Here is a 20,380-nt window from a genome sequence, read left to right as displayed (position 1 = left end):
AATTTAAATACAATAAAAAAGATACCCTTTTTCCATATTCTGGAATAAAGTCTAATTTTTAAACTCGAATTACCCCATCATATCCGGTCTTTTCTTTTGAAGAATTATTCTTTGTATTCTCGTAAGATGATTATTATTGCGGAATGCAATTGAGAAAATAATGATCTGATAAAATAATATTCCATAGTTACTTTCTCCGAAAATTCCGAATTCCGTGAACGAGTTGATGAGGATAGGTATCAGAATACCAATCAGCATAAGTTTTAGTTCCTTCTGTGCGGAAAGTATTGATTTAACAGTAAAAAATACCTGAAAAAGAACGATGGTAAAACCGATAAAACCGAGGTTCATAAGTACCTGCATAAAGGTATTGTGCGTCATTTTTCCGGGATAGGTATGAGCACTCTGAAAGAATTCTTTATAGTCAATCCTCATAAAACCGAAGCCCAGAAGAGGTTCCCTGGGCAACCCTTCTGTAATAAGGGCTTTCCAGAAAGGCAATCTTCCCGTAAGGCTCATCACTTCTTCCAGCCTGGACTGGTCTCCGCCTTTAAGAATGACCGTGTACACTGCAAATGGTGCTATTGCCAAAACCACTGCAATAATGCCCAGCTTCAGTCCTTTCCGTTTGGTTTGGTTAACATGAAAAAATATGATCAGCAGAACACCAATCAGCGAAGACCTTGAACCGGTCATATATAATGCATATAAAATGATCATAATTTTGATGATGGTCCAGACTTTATTTTTAAACCTGTAAAGATTAAAAATCAGGCATGCAGAACCTACTCCGGCAAGCATTCCCAATTCGTTGGGGTTCATTAAAGTTCCCCCCAGACGGGCTTCTTCCCCTCCGTCCGTAAGACGGAAAAAAACGTCGGGATTCGTCCACATGCCGATCACAAAAACCAGCTGCAGTACAAAAACCGTATTTCCTAAAAGATGATACAGCCGTATTGAATGACCTTCAAAATAGACATCAAGTATCGCTAGGCTCTTCACAAAAAAATAAGCAAAAACAAAACTTTGAAAAGTCATAAACCATTGCAAAGCACTAAATCCCGGATTGGTGCTCCAGGAAAACGATATAAAGCCTAAGATAAGATAGGCAATATATAAAATCGGTGAAAATATATTTTTATATACTAATGAATTAACACTTCCGTAAGAAATAATTCTGTAATAAACGATTATAGATGAAATCATCACTCCCATTCTGCCGACAACTTTTATGGCTCTCGTAATGGCTACGTTTTCACTCCACGTAAAAAAACAAGCCACCATAAGCAGCAGAATAATAAAAAGCTGATTGTTGATCTTTTTGAGAAAGCGCTGATGTTCTGTAGTGGGTGTTTGCATTTCAGAAAGTGTATAATTTTCTGTTCATTTCATCAAGAATTGTATTCCAGTTAAAGGCTTGTTCTACCATTTTTAAGGCATTATTGCCCATCATCTGATATTCCTGTTTATTTTTTTCCCGTATGTTGCAGATTTTAATTAAAGCATCAGTAAGAAGTTTTGATTCAGGAAGGGCTATGCAAATACCAGCATTATATTTTTCTATAAGATGCCCTACATTCGTATTTCTGGTTACAATACAAGGTTTGCCGAAAGCAGCCGCTTCAATAACAGAAACCGGAAGACCTTCATTTCTTGAAGGGTGCAGAAAAACATCCATTTTCCGGATAAGGTCATTTTTTTCTTTTCCAAATTTACTGCCCATCAGTTCTACTTTATTCTCAAGATTATTTTGTTTAATCTGCTGATGAAGCTTTTCTTTTTCCGCACCATCTCCGATAAGCCACAGCCGGGATTCCGGATATTTTTTAGAAAATGCTGTGAAACTTTCAATCAAAAGATCAAGTCCTTTTGTGTACACATCAAGCCTGCCTACGAAACCAAAAACAATAGGTCCATTTGCTGTAGCTGTATTACGATCTGAATTTATTTTTTCAAATCCGTAATTAATTAAAACCGTTTTATCAGTACGCTGAAGCGTTTGAAGGCCATCGATTTCGCTTTCTCCGATACAGTGAATTTTTTGGGCATCGATGATAACTTTTTTTTCAAACCACCTGAAGTACAGCATTTTAATAAATCTGCTTTTCTTCATTGCAATTTCGTTATAGGAACCATGCGGCGTGATCACGTATCTGCGGTTATTTTTCTTTAAAAACCGGCTCAATGAGGAAAATACAGGAATCCATCCGCCATGAAAATGAAAGATTGTTTCCTGACGGCTTTTCAGAATTTCTTTTTTCAATCCTTCCGGAATGGAAAAGGGATTTTTCCTTCTTTTAAAAATTTTTGTGATAAATACTCTCGCAGGATAATTAATTTCTGTATTTTTCGAAATACCCCAAACTTCCACTTTCATCTTTTGCGAAGCCTGCTTGGAAGCAATGTTAAAAACAACTTTGTTCACCCCGTTCATTTTCTCGGGGTTTGCTTTTCCTAATATAAGATGTACTATGTCCATAGTGAAATCTTTTTTTTGTTGAGGAGAATTTTCCAGTAAGCAATCATCAGAATCTGATTCATGGCGAGTCCGCCCACGGCTCCGTACAATCCTCCGAATTGTAATAAAAAATGAAAGCTGAGAACAGAAAATAAAAAAGAAATACAATATCCGGTAAAAAATGCTTTATTCTGTTCAAGCACCCTAATGGAAATGCGGGTTGGGTAACTGTAAATAATCAAAAGGTACAGTACCGAAATGAGCCTTACTACAAACCCGTACTGAAGGTATTTTTCACCGCCAAGCAAAGCAATCAGCGGTTGGGAAAAAACGAAGAATAACCCGATGACGATTCCAAGGGCCGTCATCCACTGTACCATATTTTTAAACAGTGTTTTTCTTGCTGATTCCTGATCCTCATAGTACAGCTTTGCTGTTTTAGGAATATAATAATTTTCTACTGTCTGCAGGATAATATTGATGACTCCAAAAAACGACTGCACCAGTCGTAAAGCTCCCAACGCACTCGCCCCTAAATATATTCCGGCAGCCAACGTAAAGAAATTTGATGAAAACCACTGTAAAAGGGATGCACTTACGAGCCATTTTCCCGCATTCCAGTGATACTTCCAGAGAGCGGAATTTTTAATGCTCAAATCCGAATTCCTTACGATATGGTAGATTCCCGGTATGGAAGCGATACCATTAACCCATCCAACGATCATCAAACTTTTACCGGGCGAAAGATTTTCCTGGATAGCGATTAGGGGAAAAACGAGGAGAAAAATACTGTCGATAATAAGTACAAGCTTAATCTTGTCTGTTATCAGCAACACTTTTCTCAGAAAATCCTGTAAAATATATGCTGATATAAAAATTATAATAGAAAAAATATGATGCTGAAAAATTGTCAAAACTGAAAACGGTAAAAATGCAGACGAAAATATCAGCAAAGCAAAAATCAATAGCAGCAACAGTGCAGCCTGAAATACAAACCCCAGTGATTTTTTACCGAATTCTTTCGCCGCCAGAATCTGAAATGGCTGTACAATAAGCGCATTAGAAACCGCAACCAAAAGATAGGTTATCAAAAGAACGGATGAAAAAAATCCGAAACCTGAAATGCTTAATTTCCTGGCAAGAAGAAATGCCAGCAGAAAATTAGATCCGCTGAATATCATCTGGTCAGCCAAGACAAGAAAAGAATGTTTTTGTACGATTTTAAAAATATTTTTCATGATCTGAATTTTTTCAGCATCTTCATAATTGTGGTCATCAGGCTTGGGTTGTATCCTTCTTTGTTTAGGACAAACCATAGATTATCAAGACGGTATTCATCTTTCAGGAGTTCTACATTCATGATATTTCGGGCGGCAGTTTTCCGGCTGTCCAGCAGAAAAATATTCTGATCGGCAAGTTTCAGGAACATCAAGGGAAGTTTTCCCTGTTTTATAGCCTGATTATTAATAATGCAGAGGTCTTTATCTTCCATATTCCGGCGGATGATCTCTTCCATTTCATGAGCAGTATGCTGAAGGTTTTCTTCCGCTGAACAATGGATATACTGACCTCCGATTGTATTTTTTAATGTTCCGGCAACATCAACTACCAATATATTTCTTGACTGAGCATTTAACGCCTTTATCATATGTTCTGCATGAAAAGCATGCTGAGAAGCATCGTCGTAAGAGGTAAGACAGATGACTTTTTTTTCTTTAAGAATACCTTTGAGATCCATCTCGAGGATATTTTCAAGGAAATGGTGCATTACCTGGTCTTTATTTCTGATATAAGGTGTCGTAAAAGCAACAGGAACTGAACTATTTTTTTCAATGGTGTAAATATCATTTACTTTAGCTTTGGCAAAATGAACAGCATAAATCAATATGATTGAACCGATCATTCCCACAACAGCGGCAACAATAATGATAATGGAGCGCATGGGAGACACCGGGTGTTCGGGAAGCTCTCCTCTGGTAATGATTTTATGAAAAGAAATTTTGGCAGATTTGGCAATTTCCGCATCTATCCTTTTTTCATTCAGGAAGTTATAATTTTTCTCATAAAGATTAAATTCCCTGTTCATAATGTTGAGCAGTTTTTCTTTTTCCGGCAGCCCTACAAAAGCCTGTTCGGCAACATTGATATCGCGGTTCAGATCATTATACTTGATCTGGAGATTATTCTGTGTATTTTTAATACTTTCGATCTGATAATCGGTAAGATCTTTTATTTTAGCATCGATGGTTTTCACTTTTTCATGTTCGGGAGTGTAGGTAAGAAGAAGTTCTTTTTTTTCAGCTTGCAGCTGTTTGATATTTTTGATCATTTCCGTTGAAAGAAGATCGTTGAAAGCCTCAAAATTCGTGGCCAGATCAGGAAAATTATCTTTTCCATTTTCTACATAGCTGTTAAGACTTTTGATGGCATCAAGATTCATTTTAATATTGCTTTTCTGAATTTTCAGCTGTGCAATTTTCCTGAGATCCGTTTCGGTTTCCTGCGGGATATTGATGATATTTTCCTTTTCCCTGTAATGTTCTATCCTGTTTTCGGCATCCGAAAGCTTGTTGTTGGCCTGTCCGATCTCACCTTTAAGAAAATCTACCGTGGTATTGGCAGCGCGGTATTTATTTTCTATATAATCCTGAATATAAGTTTCAGCCAGCGTATTTACAAAGAGTGAAGCTTTTTCAGGCACATTACTTTTAAAATTGATCCTGATAACGGGAACATCTTTATCAACTGCAACAATATCCAGGTCTTTATTGATTTTATCTAAAAGTTTTTCCCTGCTCAGAAATTCAAACTCATACTGATCAATGATCTTTGCGTCCCGTTTTCCCGAAAGATACTCTTCATTTTTTGAGATTATTATTTTTCCGCCTTTGATGTTTACCGGAATACTGAAAGTTCCTTTTATTTCTTTTGATGAATCCGGGACTAATAAAGTGTATTGATTTTGGGAAGTGACAACAAGCTGAAATTTTTTATCATCGTTTTTTTTATCATTAAAAGTTGCTTCTACCTTAATGGGAGAATCATTGAATAATTCTACGGAACGGACTTTTCCTTTTCGGTATATTTCCGTTGAAAAAGGTAATTTTCCGAGTGTTTTTTCGATTAATGATGTTGATTTCAGGACTTCAATTTCAGTGCTTATTTTATTGGGCGATGCAAAGACATCAAAATCTTTAAAAAGATTGGCACTGGGAACACCTTCCTGGGTGTCTGCCAATTTCAGTTTGGCAGTACTTTCGTACATCGGGGTAACGTAATTAAGGTATTTTTTTGCACCCAATACGGAAATCACCATCACGGCAATTACAATGGGAAGCCCTCTTAACAGAGGTTTTAAAAATCTTACATTCTCGTTGTTCATGGTAATCGTTATAACATTCCGAATAATATTGCCGCAGCAGATGTAACCGTAGCAAACGGGATAATGGTAGAAATTCGCTTATCGAAGTCTTTGCTTTTTTTGGAAGGAACAATAACGTAATCTCCGGGATGCAGTACAATATTCTGATTAGGAATATCCTTCATCTGAGTAAGATCTATATTGGTTACCCTCACATTTTCGCCTTCCTGTCTTAATATTTTGACTGATTTCAGATTGGCATACATTTCAAAACCTCCGGCTTTGGAGACCAGCTCCAGCAGAGTATTCTGATCTTTATCAACCTGGATTACCGCAGGATTACGGACTTCTCCCATCACTGAAATTTCCTTGTTGAGCACTTTTACATCAACAATGGGATTCACCAGCCATTTTTTAAGCTTGTTTTTTATTTCTTCTTTAAGTTCCGGAACGGATTTCCCGATCACCGGCGTAGTTCCCAGCCTCGGAATTTCAATATTTCCGCCGGCATCTACCAGAAGCCATTTTCCGTACACTTCATTGGAGTTATAGATTCCGTACACCGAGCCTACACTTAGATCATCCTGCCCCCATACCGACAAGGTAATTTTATCATCTTTCCTGATCCTGTACTGATAGGACGGATCAAAGCTGAAATCCTGCATATTCCGTGTGGCTTTTTCTTCTTCCAGAACGTTATACGTCTTGCACGAAAGCACCGACAGTAGGACAACTGCGTAAAAGAGTAATTTTTTCAACATGGCTTTAAAATAAAAATGAAAAAAACCTTCTGATTGTTTTAAATTTATTCTGGGCCATTTCCTGCCTGATGCTTACAATCTTTTCTATGGTCTCCTTCATTTTTTCGCAGACATCATTTCCTTTTACCAAATAATCGAAAGTACCGTATTTAAGCGTATCTACAGCGGTGTCAATACTTTGCTGCGCCGAAACCATAATTACATAAATATTCGGATCGTAGCGTTTTATTTTTTTCAGAACTTCAAAGCCGTTGAGATCCTCCATGTTGTGATCAAGGAAAATAATATCGGGTTTAAGATGAAGCGCATTTAGACATTCCGTGCCGTTGCTGAAGATGGTAATATCACTGTAATGGTGATTTTTTAAATACCGCTCATACATGCTTGAGCAGAATTGATCATCATCTACAATAAAAAGCTTCAGGTTGTGAGTGTTTTCCATTTTATAATTAATTTATAGAATAAGCTCCCCACAACCGTACCTTTTACATAAGTATATGATTTTCAATTATTTAAATTTAAATACATTTCCATAATATGGAATTTAATCCGGATTCCGGATCGTTACAGATGGTCTTCTTTCATCTGTTCAATTGCTTCGATAAGTATATTTTTGATTTTTTCAAATAAGGAATACATTTTAGAACTCTCCATGCTCTGCTCCTTTGCCGAAACTTCCAGTTCTCTCATTTCTTCAGATATAGATGCAATACCAACCGCTTCCACACTCGGTCTGAGTTTATGCACAAGCCTGGCGATTTCTGCAAAGTTTTGGTTATTGAATGCAAGATCTATCATCGGAATCATTTCTTGCGTCTGAGTAATAAATAAAGTAATGATTTTCTTAATAAAAGCTTCGTCGCCCTGTCCCAGCTTTTGAATGCCTGTTAAATCATAAGGCATTGCTCTTACCTTCACTGCATCTGATTGATTTTTTTGTCGCCCGATATGCTTCTCAATAATGGTGATCAGACTTTCTTCCGCAAAAGGTTTGGTAATATAATCATCCATTCCGATGCTGATGCATTTGTCGATTTCACTTTTAAAAGCGTTGGCGGTAAGTGCAATAATCGGTGTTTTGACTCCCATATTTTCCCGTAAAATCTGGGTAGCCTCAATACCATCCATCTCGGGCATCTGAATGTCCATCAAAATAATATCAAATTGTTCTTTTTCAAGAAGCTCCACTGCTATTCTGCCATTATCTGCTTTTGTGACCAGACAGTTGTAATGTTTCAGCGAATTTTCAGCAACAAGCTGATTAAGCTCATTATCCTCAACCAAAAGCACACGGATACCATCCAGAACAATATGCTGTTTTTCTGCTGAAACGTCCCGGTTTAACTTTTCATTTCCTTTATGAAGAACCAGCTGAATGGTAATGGAAGTTCCAACGTTTTTCTCACTTTTCACATCTATTTCTCCTTTCATCAGATGGATAAGCTCTTTAGTAATAGACATTCCCAATCCCGTGCCTCCATATTTTCTGGAAATAGAACTATCTTCCTGGTTGAATTTTTTAAATATGCTTCTGACGTATTCTTCGCTCATCCCGATGCCAGTATCAGTAATAACGATTGAGAATGTCTGCTGATGAGGTAAATCCTGCAGCACTTTACAATCAACGGCAATTTTCCCTTGATTCGTAAACTTAAGGGCGTTACCGAGAATATTGTATAAAACCTGTTCTATTTTAGAAGGATCTCCCTTAAAAACAGGATAGAGCTTATCGGAAAATGATGTGGTAAGCATCAGTCCTTTTTCCCGTGCTTTGGGTTTAAGGATCGTAATTACATTTTCAATACTTTCTTTTAATGAAAAGTTTTTATTCTCCAGCAGCATCTCACCGGATTCTATTTTTGAAATATCAAGAATATTGTTGATGATTGAAAGTAAATGCTGGGAAGCATTATAACTATAATCTAAAAATTCCTGTTGCGAACCACTTACTCCTGCTCTTTTCAGTTCACGAAGAAATCCGATAATGGCATTGAGCGGCGTTCTGATTTCATGGCTCATGTTAGCGAGAAAAACTTCTTTCGCTTTAGATGCTTCAAGCGCTTTGGCGCGCTGGAGTTTCAGTTCTTCTTCCAGTTTTTTCTGATCTGTGATATCCAGGTGAATTCCTACAGAACCGAGAAGATTTCCCTGGTCATCATAATTGGGCGCACCGCTTATTGCCCACCACCTTATTTCTCCGCGTTTGTTCTTTACAGGAAGCTGATAAACACTAGAAACTCCCTTTTTCCTTAATTCGATCTGCTCTTCCAGGAATTTCATATTATTTTCTCCATAAAGGAAAAGCTGAGACGGATTTTTCCCTATCAATTCATCAGCTTCAAAGCCCGATACGTCACAAAAGCTTTGATTGGCGTACTGAATCATCTGGTTATTATCGACTTCAATAAGCCCCAGATTCATATTGGCAATAATATTGCGGTATTTTTCTTCCTGTCTTCTGAGATGATCTTCTGCCCTTTTTCTTTCAGAAATATCATTATACTTCCAGAGATGTCCCTGATAGCGGTCATTAATGAAAATGGGAATATAATCTCTTTCCAGAAACCTTCCGTTCTTCATTTCCAGAAGCTCATTGGTTACAATCTTCTTCTCTTCAAGGATTTTATTGATTCTCTGAACAAAATATTCTTCATTTTTAAACAGCGTCTTAGATTCTTCCGCAGAATTTGTACAGTCCAGACCAATCATATCATCAGCAGAAACCGGTATATTAAACATATTGCAAAAAAGATCATTGGTGAAAATAATCTGACGCTTTTCGTCTTCCATTAATATTCCGGACTGTAAATTGGCCAATAGCTTTTTAAGCATTTCCACAGTTCGGGAAAGGTTTCTTTCCAGTACGAGCCGTTCTCTCACATTGACAAGAACCTGGGTAAATATGGTGAGCAGGTTTTTTTCCGTATCTGATAAGTTGTGATAATCTTTCACAAAATCAAAACCGACAAAACCTAAACATTCATTCTGCATCATGGCCGGAATAACGAAAAGACTTTTGATATCCTGCGCCTGCAAAATTTCTTTAATTTCGCTTTCGGGAAGTTCATCAACATCGGGATAATAAATACTTCCTCCTTTTTTGTTGATTTCTACCCAATCGCCCATCATTTCAAGAGGAATATCCTGAAGGTTGTCTATTTGCGGAGTAATTCCTTCATTGCAGTATTCATAAACATTTGAACAGGTTTTTTCAGCGAAATCATATCTGAAAATATATGCACGGTCTGCGTGTACAAATTCAGACATTTCTTTAAGGGATTTATTAACACTTTGAGATACTTTTTCAATGGGAATATTGATATATTCTGAAGATATATCCATTAAAAGATTCTGAAATTCAAGCTGTTTATTTAGCTGTTCCTGTAAGAATATTCTCTTTTTAAGCTGCTCGGAAACATAAGATGACAGCTCTGTAAGATCTTCGGAACCCCGATTTTCAACAGAAGAGTCCAGCATTTTAATAACTTCATAGAGATTTGAAATTGACTTTTGCTTGAGAACATTTTCATTTTTGAGGCTTTCATTGATCTCATTATACTCTTCTTCACTTTGCTTAAAAACATGATCCATAAGATCTTTGTCCCGCTCAAAAGATTTATACGATTCATTGACTGCATTGATAAAGCCTTTAAACTGAGGATGATTTTTGCAGTCTTCCGTAAGGTATTTATCAATCTGCCTTCTTAATAGCTTATGAAATTCAATTTCCATTTTGTGTAATTTCGTTAATGGTGGTAATGGTAATGGTCTGGTTATGTAAAACACCGTTATCAAAAGGTCGCAGCGGTGATATTTCGCCGTAAGAATAAAACCCGGAAATTAAAGTATCCGGACCTAAAACATCCTTTACCATATCAACTTCTTCTGCAGTACGGTCTCCCAAAACGAGCTTTCTGCCCACACAGCTGATGATGATTGCCATTTTAGGATTTTTGCGGCATATTTCAAGACATTGGTTGGCTGCCTCATGAGCTGCGTCAACCAGCCGGTCTATATTGGCCTTCATGAACCTCACTTTGCTGCCTTCCGGAAGATCTCCTGCAAATACCATCGTTTTATCATTTTCATTTACCGATAAAATCGTTCTCACCACAGGATAAGAATGATCGCCTGAAGTAAGCGACAGCGGGAAAAGTAAAGCTGATCCCGGTAGATCCTGGGCATATTTCCCAAGATATTTTTTGTACAACTCGAGAGCATTTTTTCCGTCGATTTCATAAAGAATATTATGCCGGGACTTTGTAACTGTTTTTTCGAGTCCGAAGCTTTCCCATCCCCCTAATGAAGAATGAGACAATACCAAATTGTTGCCGTAAAATCCTATGGCCACAATCTTATTGGGTTCTGCCATAGCATTTAACCCTACTACCGTTTTTTCAAAATGATCACCGTCGCCCGCCAGACCTCCCGTAATTAAAACATTTTCAGGACGTCCGGAATTGAGACCTTCAACAAGCTGACTTCCGTTGACACTGCTTCCGTCCGACAAAATGAAGACCCATTTGAGATCTTTTTTGGGAAGCTTGTCCATAAGCACTTTTCCGGCCTGATAGCTATCCGGGAAATTGGTAATATCAATCTGGGAGGTTTTCAGCCAGGCTGTCTCAAACTTGAGTATGGTTACTGCTACGGTATCATCGTAAACATCATTGTCGTAAATTTCGCCAGAAGATGAGGACAGAACGATCTCCGCGTTGGGAAATTTTTCTTTTATAAGCATAAAAAAAGAGGCATCTTCAATAATGTTTCTTGCTCCGTAAGCCAATACAAGCTGAGCATTTTCGTAGTTAAGGTTTTCATCATTCCTTTCAAGCTTCCATTCTCTGTTCTTATAAAGTAGTTCGGCAACTTTCATGTTATTCTGTTCTTTTATTTTCAGTCTGGCTTAGTAAATTGTATATCGTTGATTTCCCGATATCCAGCATTTTAGCTGTTTTAATAACATCATTATTATTTTTTTTCAGAAAATGGAAGATAATATCGGTGGTGTATTCTTTCAGTGTTTTCCGGCCGTTAAGGAAGTTCTCCGATTTTTTTTCAAGGTTATAAAAAGTAATATCTTCTGCCATAATCTCCCCGTTATCCGCCATTACACATGCCAGATCAATAACCGATTTCAGCTCTCTTACGTTTCCCGGAAAACTGTATGACAAAAGTTTTTTTTTAGCCTCATCCGACAAAGCTAAAGGTTTGCTTTTATTTTCCTTTGCAAATAATTCGATAAAATGTCTTGCGAGAATTAAGGCATCCTGTTCTCTTTCGCGAAGCGGCGGAAGCTCAATCGGAAGTCCGATAATCCGGTAATACAAATCTTCCCTGAAAGTACCTTTCTTAACTTCATTAGCAAGATCTTTATGTGTTGCCGTAATAACACGTACATCAAGGTTTATTTTCTGGGTTCCGCCGACTCTGGTAATCTCTCTTTCCTGAAGCGCACGAAGCAGTTTACTCTGGATATTGAGATCAAGTTCTGCAATCTCGTCCAGAAAAATAGTTCCGCCGTTAGCCTGCTCAAATTTTCCTAACGCTCTTTCTGTTGCTCCTGTAAATGAGCCTTTTTCATGCCCGAAAAACTCGCTCTCGACAAGCTCCTTCGGGATCGCAGCCATATTCACCGCTATAAACGGCTTGTTTTTTCTGGGAGAATTATAATGAATTGCTTTAGCCACAACTTCCTTTCCTGTACCGGTTTCGCCGGTTATCGAAACGTTGATATTGGATTGTAATGCTTTGTTGATTTTTGAAAAGATTCTTTTCACAGATTCGCTCTGGCCGATAATGGTTTTTTCAAAGGCGTATTTGGTTCCGAGCTCATCCTTCAGATCTTTAACCTCCTGTTTTAGGGAAATATTTTCTTTGAGCCTGATGATTGAATTCCAGAGCAGTTCTTTTGTATGCTCGTTTTTTACGATATAATCTTTCGCACCGAGTTTTAAAAAATTAACGGCTACCTCAATATTTTCCTGTCCACTGATGACGATAATCGGAAGATCGGGGTATAAATTCTTAATTTGGGTAAACAGTTCGTCTCCCTGCAGATCAGGTAATCCGAAATCAATACAGATAATATCAGGAGCCTGGTAAAGTGCAGAAAGACATTCCTTTCCGGTGTTGCAGATATGAACATTATAATCGGGATTCAGCTGCAGGTAATATTTAAGCATTTCCGCGAAGAAAGGATCATCATCAACTAAAAAGATTTTCATTATTGTGGTTGGTTTAGTTTTTATTCTATTACTAATTTAAAAACTTTTCATCAGATTAAGAATAATTTTCAATAAAATAATACGAATATGAAAATGATAAATAATTATTATCATTAATTTATAAAATTACATCTGAATTATTACCAAAATGAAAGCAATCAGATTAGTAAATTCAAATGAAATCCAGACAGTGCAGGACAATATTTACCGGCGTTTGTCTTAGATTGCAATTATTAATATTTTGAAAATGAAGTTCATCAATGATAAAATAAAAATCCTGGTCTTCACAATTCTTCATACAGGAATAATGCAGACATCAGCTCAGCCTGCAATTCACAACAAAGCTGAAACGGCAAAAGCACAATCCGGCAATGTTGTACCCATAAATCTGAAATGGTCAGAAAGAATGCTGCTTTCCGAAATGCATCGGTTTCCGGAATCCTGGATGCTTGATTTCAGCAAAAGTCCGAAATGGACTTACCCTTCAGCCATTGTACTGGACGGTGCCGAACAGCTCTATGCAAAAACCGGCAAAAAAGAATACTACGACTATATCAGCAGCTTCGGAGATAAGCTTGTTTCAGAAGACGGGACAATACTTACTTACGAACTGGAAAAATATAATATCGATCTTCTCAATAGCGGAAACGTATTGCTTTATCTTTATGAAAAAGAGAAAAAAGAAAAATACCTTAAGGCACTTCAAACTCTTCGTTTACAAATCACCGGTCAGCCAAGGACTAATGAAGGTTCTTTCTGGCATAAAAAAATATATCCATATCAGGTCTGGCTGGACGGGCTTTATATGGGAATGCCTTTCTACGCTCATTACACAAAAGATTTCTCAAAAGGAAATGATGCCGCAAAAGCGTATGATGACATTATTTTCCAGTTTGATTCTGTTCAGAAAAATCTTTTAGACAAAAAAACAGGACTGCTGTATCATGCCTGGGACGAGAGTAAAAAGGAAGCCTGGGCTGATAAAGAGTCCGGATTATCTCCTAATTTCTGGGGCAGAGCGATGGGCTGGTACGGAATGGCTATGGTAGATGTTCTGGATTATTTACCCCAAAATCATCCCGGCAGAGCGAGATTAATTTCTTATATTAAATCTTTTTCAGACGCTATCATCAAAGTTCAGGACAAAAATTCCGGACTTTGGTATCAGGTTTTGGATAAACCTTTGGAAAACGGGAATTATGAAGAAGCAACTGCATCTGCAATGTTTGTCTATACAATGATAAAAGCCGTCAACAAAGGATATCTTCCCCAATCTTATAAAGTGTATGCTAAAAAAGGCTATCATGGAATTATTAAAAATTTAATCACAGTTGATGAAAACGGCGTTGTTAATCTCAACAAATGCTGTGCGGTTGCCGGTTTAGGAGGAAAGCCATACAGAGATGGTTCTTACGAATATTATGTGAATGAAAAGATCCGTTCTAACGATGCTAAAGGAACCGGACCCTTTATACTCGCCAGTATAGAGTTTGAAAAAAAAGATCATCAATAAATTGGACTTATATGAAAAAACTGTTATTGTTTCTGTGTTTTCTAATGGTAAACTTAATCATTGCACAGGAGAAAATCATTTTGTGGCCAAAAGGCCAGATGCCAAACTCCAAAGGATTACAGTTAAAAACTGAAGAAAAGGACGGACGAATTATACAGATAAAAGAACCCGAATTATTTGCCTTTCTGCCTCCAAAAGAAGAAAGAAAACCAATGGCGGTCATTGTGATTCCCGGAGGAGGCTATTACAAACTGACGTATGATCTGGGTGGTTACCAGATTGCAAAATGGTTCAACACCTTAGGAATTTCTGCTTTTGTCCTGAATTACAGATTACCGATTTCTCCTGATGTAAAACAGCGGGAGATTGCTCCGTTGCAGGATATTCAGGCGGCAATAAAATACATAAGAAAAAATGCAGAACAATACGGAATTTCACCGGAGCAGATCGGTGTGATCGGAACTTCAGCCGGCGGACATCTGGCCGCATCTGTAAGCAATATCGCTACGGATTACACAGAACTGAAGGACGGCTGGACCTCCATTTCCACCATTCCTAATTTTGCAATTTTAATTTCTCCCGTTATCGATTTGGGAGAATTTGCGCACGTGGGAAGTCGCAAGAGCTTGTTGGGTGAAAATGCTTCTCCGGAAAAAATCAGCGAATATTCTATGCAAAACAGAGTGACCGAAAAAACACCGCCCACCATTCTCTTTCACGCGCAAAATGATAAGACAGTTCCGGTGATGAACAGCCTTCTTTATTATCAGGCAATGACAAAAAACAAGGTGAAAGGTTCATTATTTATTTTCCTGGAAGGCGAACATAAAATCGGAATCACAAACAAATCAGAATTAACCGATAACTGGAAGAAACTTTGTTCCGATTGGCTGAAAACATTATTTCCGAACAAATAATTTTTCTTACCGACAGTGCAGGACAATCAATTCTTATATTTATTTTAGATTGCAATACATAAAACCATTCTACATTTCCCTGATTCTTATGAAAAAATATATTCTGTTTCTTCTTTTTTTAGTTCTTTCCGGTACAGTTTCGGCTCAATATAAACCCTGGGCTTCCGCAAAACAGCCTTTAAAGGAAATCAAAGCTTTAAAAAAGCAAATCAAAAAACCAGAATTCAGAAAGGCGGATTATCTGATTACCGATTTCGGCGCAGTTGGCGACGGAAAAACAAAAAATACGGAAGCGTTCAAAAAAGCGATTGAAAAATGTAATGCTGAAGGCGGCGGAAGAGTTGTCGTTCCAAAAGGTATATTTTTAACGGGAGCTATTTATTTAAAAAGTAACGTCGAACTTCATTTAAATGATGATTCTACGATTTTATTCAGCCAGGACAGCAATGACTACCCTATCGTTTTCACGCGTTGGGAAGGAATGGAATGTATGAATTATTCATCTTTAATTTATGCTTACGAAGAGGAAAACATCGCCGTAACCGGAAAAGGAACATTGGACGGAAATGCAGATAATGACAACTGGTGGTTCTGGTGCGGTGCGACAAAATATGGTTACAATGAAACCCGTCCGGGAAGACAAAATCCGGCAAGAGCGAAACTTCACGAATATATGGCGCAGAGAAAACCTGCGAGAGAAAGAATTTTCGGGGATGGATGGTATTTGAGACCCAATTTCGTTCAGCCTTACAAGTCCAAGAACTTCTATATGGCAGATGTTTTGGTTAAAAATTCTCCGATGTGGAATCTGAATCCTGTGCTTTGTGAAAATGTTTTAATTGAAAGAGTAAAAGTCATCAGTCACGGGCCTAACAACGATGGATTCGATCCTGAAGCCTGTAAAAATGTATGGATTAAGGATTCTTATTTCGACACCGGGGATGACTGTATCGCCATCAAATCTGGAAGAGACGAGGACGGAAGAGACATCGGAAAACCTGCCGAAAACCATATCGTCGAAAACTGTGAAATGAAAGACGGTCACGGCGGAGTCGTTATCGGAAGCGAAATTGCTGGTGGAGCGAAAAATATTTATGCCGTTGGAAATGTAATGGATAGCAAAAACCTTGACAGAGCTTTGAGAATTAAAACCAGTTCAAGCCGTGGCGGAATCATCGAAAACGTATTTTTCTACAACACAAAAGTGGGCGCTTATAAAGAAGCGGCAGTGCGTTTCAATATGCATTATGAAAAGCCCGGAAATCACATTCCGACCATCAGAAATATCTGGGTCGAGAATCTAACTGTTGAAAAAGGCGGAAAATATGCTGTATTTTCTGATGCTTATGAAACTTCTCCTGTAACGGATTTCACGATGATTAATGCTAAAATGGTCGGCGTTCAGATTCCGTACAAAGTAGATTATATGAAAAACGTGACCTTAAAAAATGTAACTGTAAACGGAAAGCCTTTAACCGAGTTAAAACCCTAAAATGCGTAGAAAGACCATTGTCGCCGGACTGATTGCTTTATCATCAATTTCACATTCTTTTGCCCAATCAAAACATTGGCAGAACAACGAGCGTGAATTGCATTACAAACAAGACAACGGCGATTTCTTATTGGTCAACGGGAAATACCGTTTCAATCGTGCGTTGTACGGAGACAACCGTGCATCAAGAATCGAAGCGGGAGATTTGCCGGAATTTGCATTGTATCTTCCCGGAATGGGCGGAAACCTTCAATTCGTTATTCAGAAAGGAAATTCAATCAAGAAATTAATTCAGGCTGATAAAATTGGAACCCGTTATCGTCCGGGTTCTATGTTATATGAAATCAAAGACCCGATTCTTGGAACCGGAACTTTGAAATTAACAGTTTTAGCGCAGGCTAAAGAAGAAGGTTTGGTTGTAAAAATGGAAACGGTAAACATAGATTCTTCAACAAAAATCTATGCGGTTTACGGCGGAGCAAGCGGAACGACTTTCAGCAGAAACGGCGACATCGGCGCAGACCCGGAATCCGGATTTTACCTGTTGCCTGAATATTGCCTGAACAATCAGTTTCAGGTTAATAAAAACCAGTTTCAACTCAATTATATAAATAAGAAAAAGGAAATTCAGATCGTCAGCGGAAGTTTTTCGAATGTCAGTTCCTTACAGCAAACCGATGCGACAACTTTAGAAAAATTGGGTGAGTTTACTCAAAATAAGACAGACAAATCACCGATTGTTTACGCTTCGTATTCTTCACAAAAACAACCGATTTACATTCAGATTGCAAAAGGAAAATCAGCTAAAAAATTTTCTGACGAAGAATTGAAAAGCATATTTAATGAAGCTGAAAAAGCTCGTTTAACATTAACGAATCGAATTCAGTTAAAAACTCCGGATACAGATCTGAATAATTTCGGCGCCAATTTAGCCGTTGCTGCGGATGGAATTTGGGAAAGTCCGACTTTCCTTCACGGCGCTGTTGCCTGGAGAATGCGTTTGAATGCCTGGAGAGGAGCTTACACTGCCGATGCTTTGAGCTGGCACGACCGGGCGAAAGAACATTTTGAAAGTTATGCCAATTCACAGGTTTTGAGACCCGATTCTGCGCCTGTGGAAATGGATACGATGCGCCATCTAGCCCGTCACGAGGAGAAAATGGGAACTTCGGTTTTTTCAAGCGGATATATTTCCAGAAATCCGAATGACAATTCAAAACCGCATCATTACGATATGAATCTGGTGTTTTTTGACCAGATGTTTTCGCATTTCAATTACACGGGAGACAAAGAATTTCTGAAAAAAATATGGCCGACGATGGTTCGACATATGGATTGGGAAAAACGAAATTTCAAACGTGGCGATTTGTATGATGCGTATGCGGCGATTTGGGCGAGCGATGCGCTTCAATATTCGGGTGGAAAAGTGACGCACACTTCGGCATATAACTACAGAGCCAACCGTGAAATGGCGAAACTGGCGAAAATTATTGGCGAAAATCCTCAACCTTATGAACAGGAAGCTGATGCGATTTTAAAGGCAATGAAAAAAGAACTTTGGATTAAAAACAAAGGTTATTTTGCTGAATATAAAGATGCTTTGGGAAATCAAATTGTTCACGACCAACCGGGAATCTGGTCGATTTATCACGTTTCTGATGCATTTATTTTGAATGAATTTGAGGATTATCAGAATTTACAGTACATCAATAATCACACTCCGAAAATTCCGATTACAGTAAAAGGTGCCGATAATAAAGACTATTTTACATTAGCAACGACCAATTGGCAACCTTACGACTGGTCGATTAACAATGTCGCTTTGGCGGAGAATTTACAGACTGCTTTGGCGTATTGGCAAGCCGGAAGAAATGCTGAGGCATACCAACTTTGGAAAGGAAATCTGGTGGAGTCGATGTATTACGGCATCAGCCCGGGGAATTTTGAGCAGCTTTCTCATTATGATGCGTTTCGTGGAGAATTGTACCGGGATTTTGCTGACCCGATTGGCGTTACTTCGAGAACATTGACAGAAGGACTTTTCGGGGTTTATCCGAATTTATTAGAAAATAAGATTAGCATCAAACCGGGATTTCCGAAAGAATGGAATTCTGCCGAACTGAAACTTCCGGATTGGGATTATCAGTTTACGAGAACTTCACAGAAAACCAAATATTTATTCAAATCAAAATATCAGAATCCAATTTCGTTGGAGATGCAGATTCCTGTGAATTATTCCAATATCAAATCGGTGAAAGTAAATGGTAAAAATGTGGATTGGAAAATTAAACCAAATTCTATTTTACAGCCAATTATTCAGTTTGAAACTCCCAAAGCGAAAGATTTTAAAATTGAAATCAATTATTCGGGAGAAGAAATTAAAAACGAACAGACCGATTTCATTAATTATATTTCTGAAAGTCTTCAGCTAAATTTCGATTCAAAAAAGAAAATTAAAGATGTTCTTGACCCACAGGAATTGATTAAAACTCGTAACGGAAATCAATTTAATTTGATTCAGGAAGAAAGAAAAGGAACTTTTTTCGTTCAGGTCGAGCAAAACGGTACAACTTGGTGGCAGCCTGTAAATGTAGATATTCGTTTTACGTTGGAGACAAAATGGATCAATAAAAAGCTTCAGATTCAGTCAAAATCTTCCAATCCAATTAATGGAAAACTGATTGTTAATGGTTTAAACAAAACTTTTTCGATTCAAAAAAATCAAAGTGCAACGATTGAAATTCCCCTCAATTATTTAAGCAAAGGAACCAATTCTATCGAGCTTGAATACAACGGAATTAAACAAAATATTGAAATCACGGATTGGGAAATTGAAAATCAGGGTCAATTTAACAACATTTCATTAGCTCCAAAATATAATGAAAAAGTAACAGAGATTTTCAATCAGAAATACCTTTCCCCAAGATTAAAAGTCCCTACTCTGCAGCTTCCTTGGCAAGGAATTGGGAATTGGTGTTATCCATTGATTACTGCTCAAATAGATGACAGTGGGTTGATGAATAAAAGAAAAAATAACAAAGTTGATTTCCTTGGAATTCCTTTTTTAATTGATAAATCAGATAAAAATATTGCCTTTGCAAGTCAGTGGGACAATTACCCGGATTCGATTGAAATTCCGGTTTCAGGAAAAGGCAAAAAAATCTATTTCCTGATGGCCGGCTCTACCAATCCGATGCAGTCGCAGATTGTGAATGGAAAAATTACGGTTCAATATGTTGATGGTTCAACTTCGGAATTAGAATTGAAAAATCCGATGAACTGGTGGCCGATTGAGCAGGATTTGTTTGATGATAATTTTGCGTTTGAAATTCCGGATGATAAAATTCCGTATCGTGTCAAATTGAAAACGGGTGAATTGTACAAAGGTGGAACATTAAGTAAATATTCGAGTATCAAAGGATTTACAGACCGGCAGGTTGATGGCGGTGCGGCAACAATTCTGGATTTGCCGATTGACCCTAATAAAGAATTGAAATCTGTAAAACTAACGGCAGTCAGCAACGATGTAGTGATTGGAATGATGAGTGCGACGGTTTTAAAATAATTAATGCCACGAATTAACGAATTAATGTTTAATAAAAAATAAGATAGCGTTCCTATGGAACGCCCTAAAATTTGAAAAATAATAAA

13 protein-coding genes are annotated in these 20,380 nt (G+C 37.8%); 4 read left to right on the top strand and 9 right to left on the bottom strand.

The window, feature by feature from the left end; all coding sequences use genetic code 11:
* Positions 1 to 69: 69 nt before the first annotated feature.
* From M0D58_RS00930 to M0D58_RS00890, 9 genes are all read right to left on the bottom strand, one after another.
* Positions 70 to 1,359 (bottom strand): O-antigen ligase family protein, encoded by a 1,290-nt coding sequence (locus tag M0D58_RS00930; RefSeq protein ID WP_248392821.1) that lies wholly within the window; start codon positions 1,357 to 1,359, stop codon positions 70 to 72.
* A 1-nt stretch (position 1,360) separates the two neighbouring features.
* Positions 1,361 to 2,479 (bottom strand): glycosyltransferase family 4 protein, encoded by a 1,119-nt coding sequence (locus M0D58_RS00925; RefSeq protein ID WP_248392820.1) that lies wholly within the window; start codon positions 2,477 to 2,479, stop codon positions 1,361 to 1,363.
* Entirely contained in the window at positions 2,470 to 3,696 is a 1,227-nt protein-coding gene (locus M0D58_RS00920) for a lipopolysaccharide biosynthesis protein (protein ID WP_248392818.1), read from the bottom strand. The genes M0D58_RS00925 and M0D58_RS00920 overlap by 10 nt, the downstream gene beginning before the upstream one ends.
* Positions 3,693 to 5,840: a GumC family protein gene (locus M0D58_RS00915; RefSeq protein WP_248392817.1), complete on the bottom strand. Its 2,148-nt coding sequence runs from the start codon at positions 5,838 to 5,840 to the stop codon at positions 3,693 to 3,695. Before M0D58_RS00915 ends, M0D58_RS00920 begins: the two co-directional genes overlap by 4 nt.
* A gap of 8 nt (positions 5,841 to 5,848) precedes the next feature.
* A complete protein-coding gene (locus tag M0D58_RS00910) occupies positions 5,849 to 6,580 on the bottom strand; it encodes a polysaccharide biosynthesis/export family protein (RefSeq protein ID WP_248392815.1) in 732 nt (243 codons plus the stop codon).
* 4 nt (positions 6,581 to 6,584) lie between these two features.
* Positions 6,585 to 7,022: a response regulator gene (locus M0D58_RS00905; protein ID WP_248392812.1), complete on the bottom strand. Its 438-nt coding sequence runs from the start codon at positions 7,020 to 7,022 to the stop codon at positions 6,585 to 6,587.
* 122 nt (positions 7,023 to 7,144) lie between these two features.
* Positions 7,145 to 10,312 carry a response regulator gene (locus M0D58_RS00900; protein WP_248392807.1) on the bottom strand — a complete coding sequence of 1,056 codons (3,168 nt, stop codon included), beginning with the start codon at positions 10,310 to 10,312 and terminating at the stop codon, positions 7,145 to 7,147.
* Positions 10,302 to 11,456, bottom strand: a complete 1,155-nt coding sequence (locus M0D58_RS00895) for an FIST signal transduction protein (RefSeq protein ID WP_248392806.1) — start codon at positions 11,454 to 11,456, stop codon at positions 10,302 to 10,304. Before M0D58_RS00895 ends, M0D58_RS00900 begins: the two co-directional genes overlap by 11 nt.
* Position 11,457: 1 nt before the next feature.
* Positions 11,458 to 12,807, bottom strand: a complete 1,350-nt coding sequence (locus M0D58_RS00890) for a sigma-54-dependent transcriptional regulator (protein ID WP_248392805.1) — start codon at positions 12,805 to 12,807, stop codon at positions 11,458 to 11,460.
* A gap of 247 nt (positions 12,808 to 13,054) precedes the next feature.
* Here M0D58_RS00890 and M0D58_RS00885 point away from each other — a divergent pair, with 247 nt between their 5' ends.
* The 4 genes from M0D58_RS00885 to M0D58_RS00870 all read left to right on the top strand — a co-directional run bounded on the left by M0D58_RS00885 (position 13,055) and on the right by M0D58_RS00870 (position 20,294).
* On the top strand, positions 13,055 to 14,320 hold the full coding sequence (locus tag M0D58_RS00885; protein WP_248392804.1) for a glycoside hydrolase family 88/105 protein: 1,266 nt from the start codon (positions 13,055 to 13,057) through the stop codon (positions 14,318 to 14,320).
* An 11-nt stretch (positions 14,321 to 14,331) separates the two neighbouring features.
* Positions 14,332 to 15,237 carry an alpha/beta hydrolase gene (locus M0D58_RS00880; RefSeq protein WP_248392802.1) on the top strand — a complete coding sequence of 302 codons (906 nt, stop codon included), beginning with the start codon at positions 14,332 to 14,334 and terminating at the stop codon, positions 15,235 to 15,237.
* Between the two features lie 88 nt (positions 15,238 to 15,325).
* Positions 15,326 to 16,729 carry a glycoside hydrolase family 28 protein gene (locus tag M0D58_RS00875; protein WP_248392800.1) on the top strand — a complete coding sequence of 468 codons (1,404 nt, stop codon included), beginning with the start codon at positions 15,326 to 15,328 and terminating at the stop codon, positions 16,727 to 16,729.
* Position 16,730: 1 nt separating this feature from the next.
* Positions 16,731 to 20,294, top strand: a complete 3,564-nt coding sequence (locus tag M0D58_RS00870) for a DUF4450 domain-containing protein (RefSeq protein ID WP_248392798.1) — start codon at positions 16,731 to 16,733, stop codon at positions 20,292 to 20,294.
* Positions 20,295 to 20,380: the final 86 nt, after the last annotated feature.

Origin of the sequence: Chryseobacterium nepalense (assembly GCF_023195755.1) — a bacterium.
GTDB lineage: Bacteria > Bacteroidota > Bacteroidia > Flavobacteriales > Weeksellaceae > Chryseobacterium > Chryseobacterium nepalense.
This window is presented reverse-complemented; position numbering and strand designations above follow the sequence as displayed.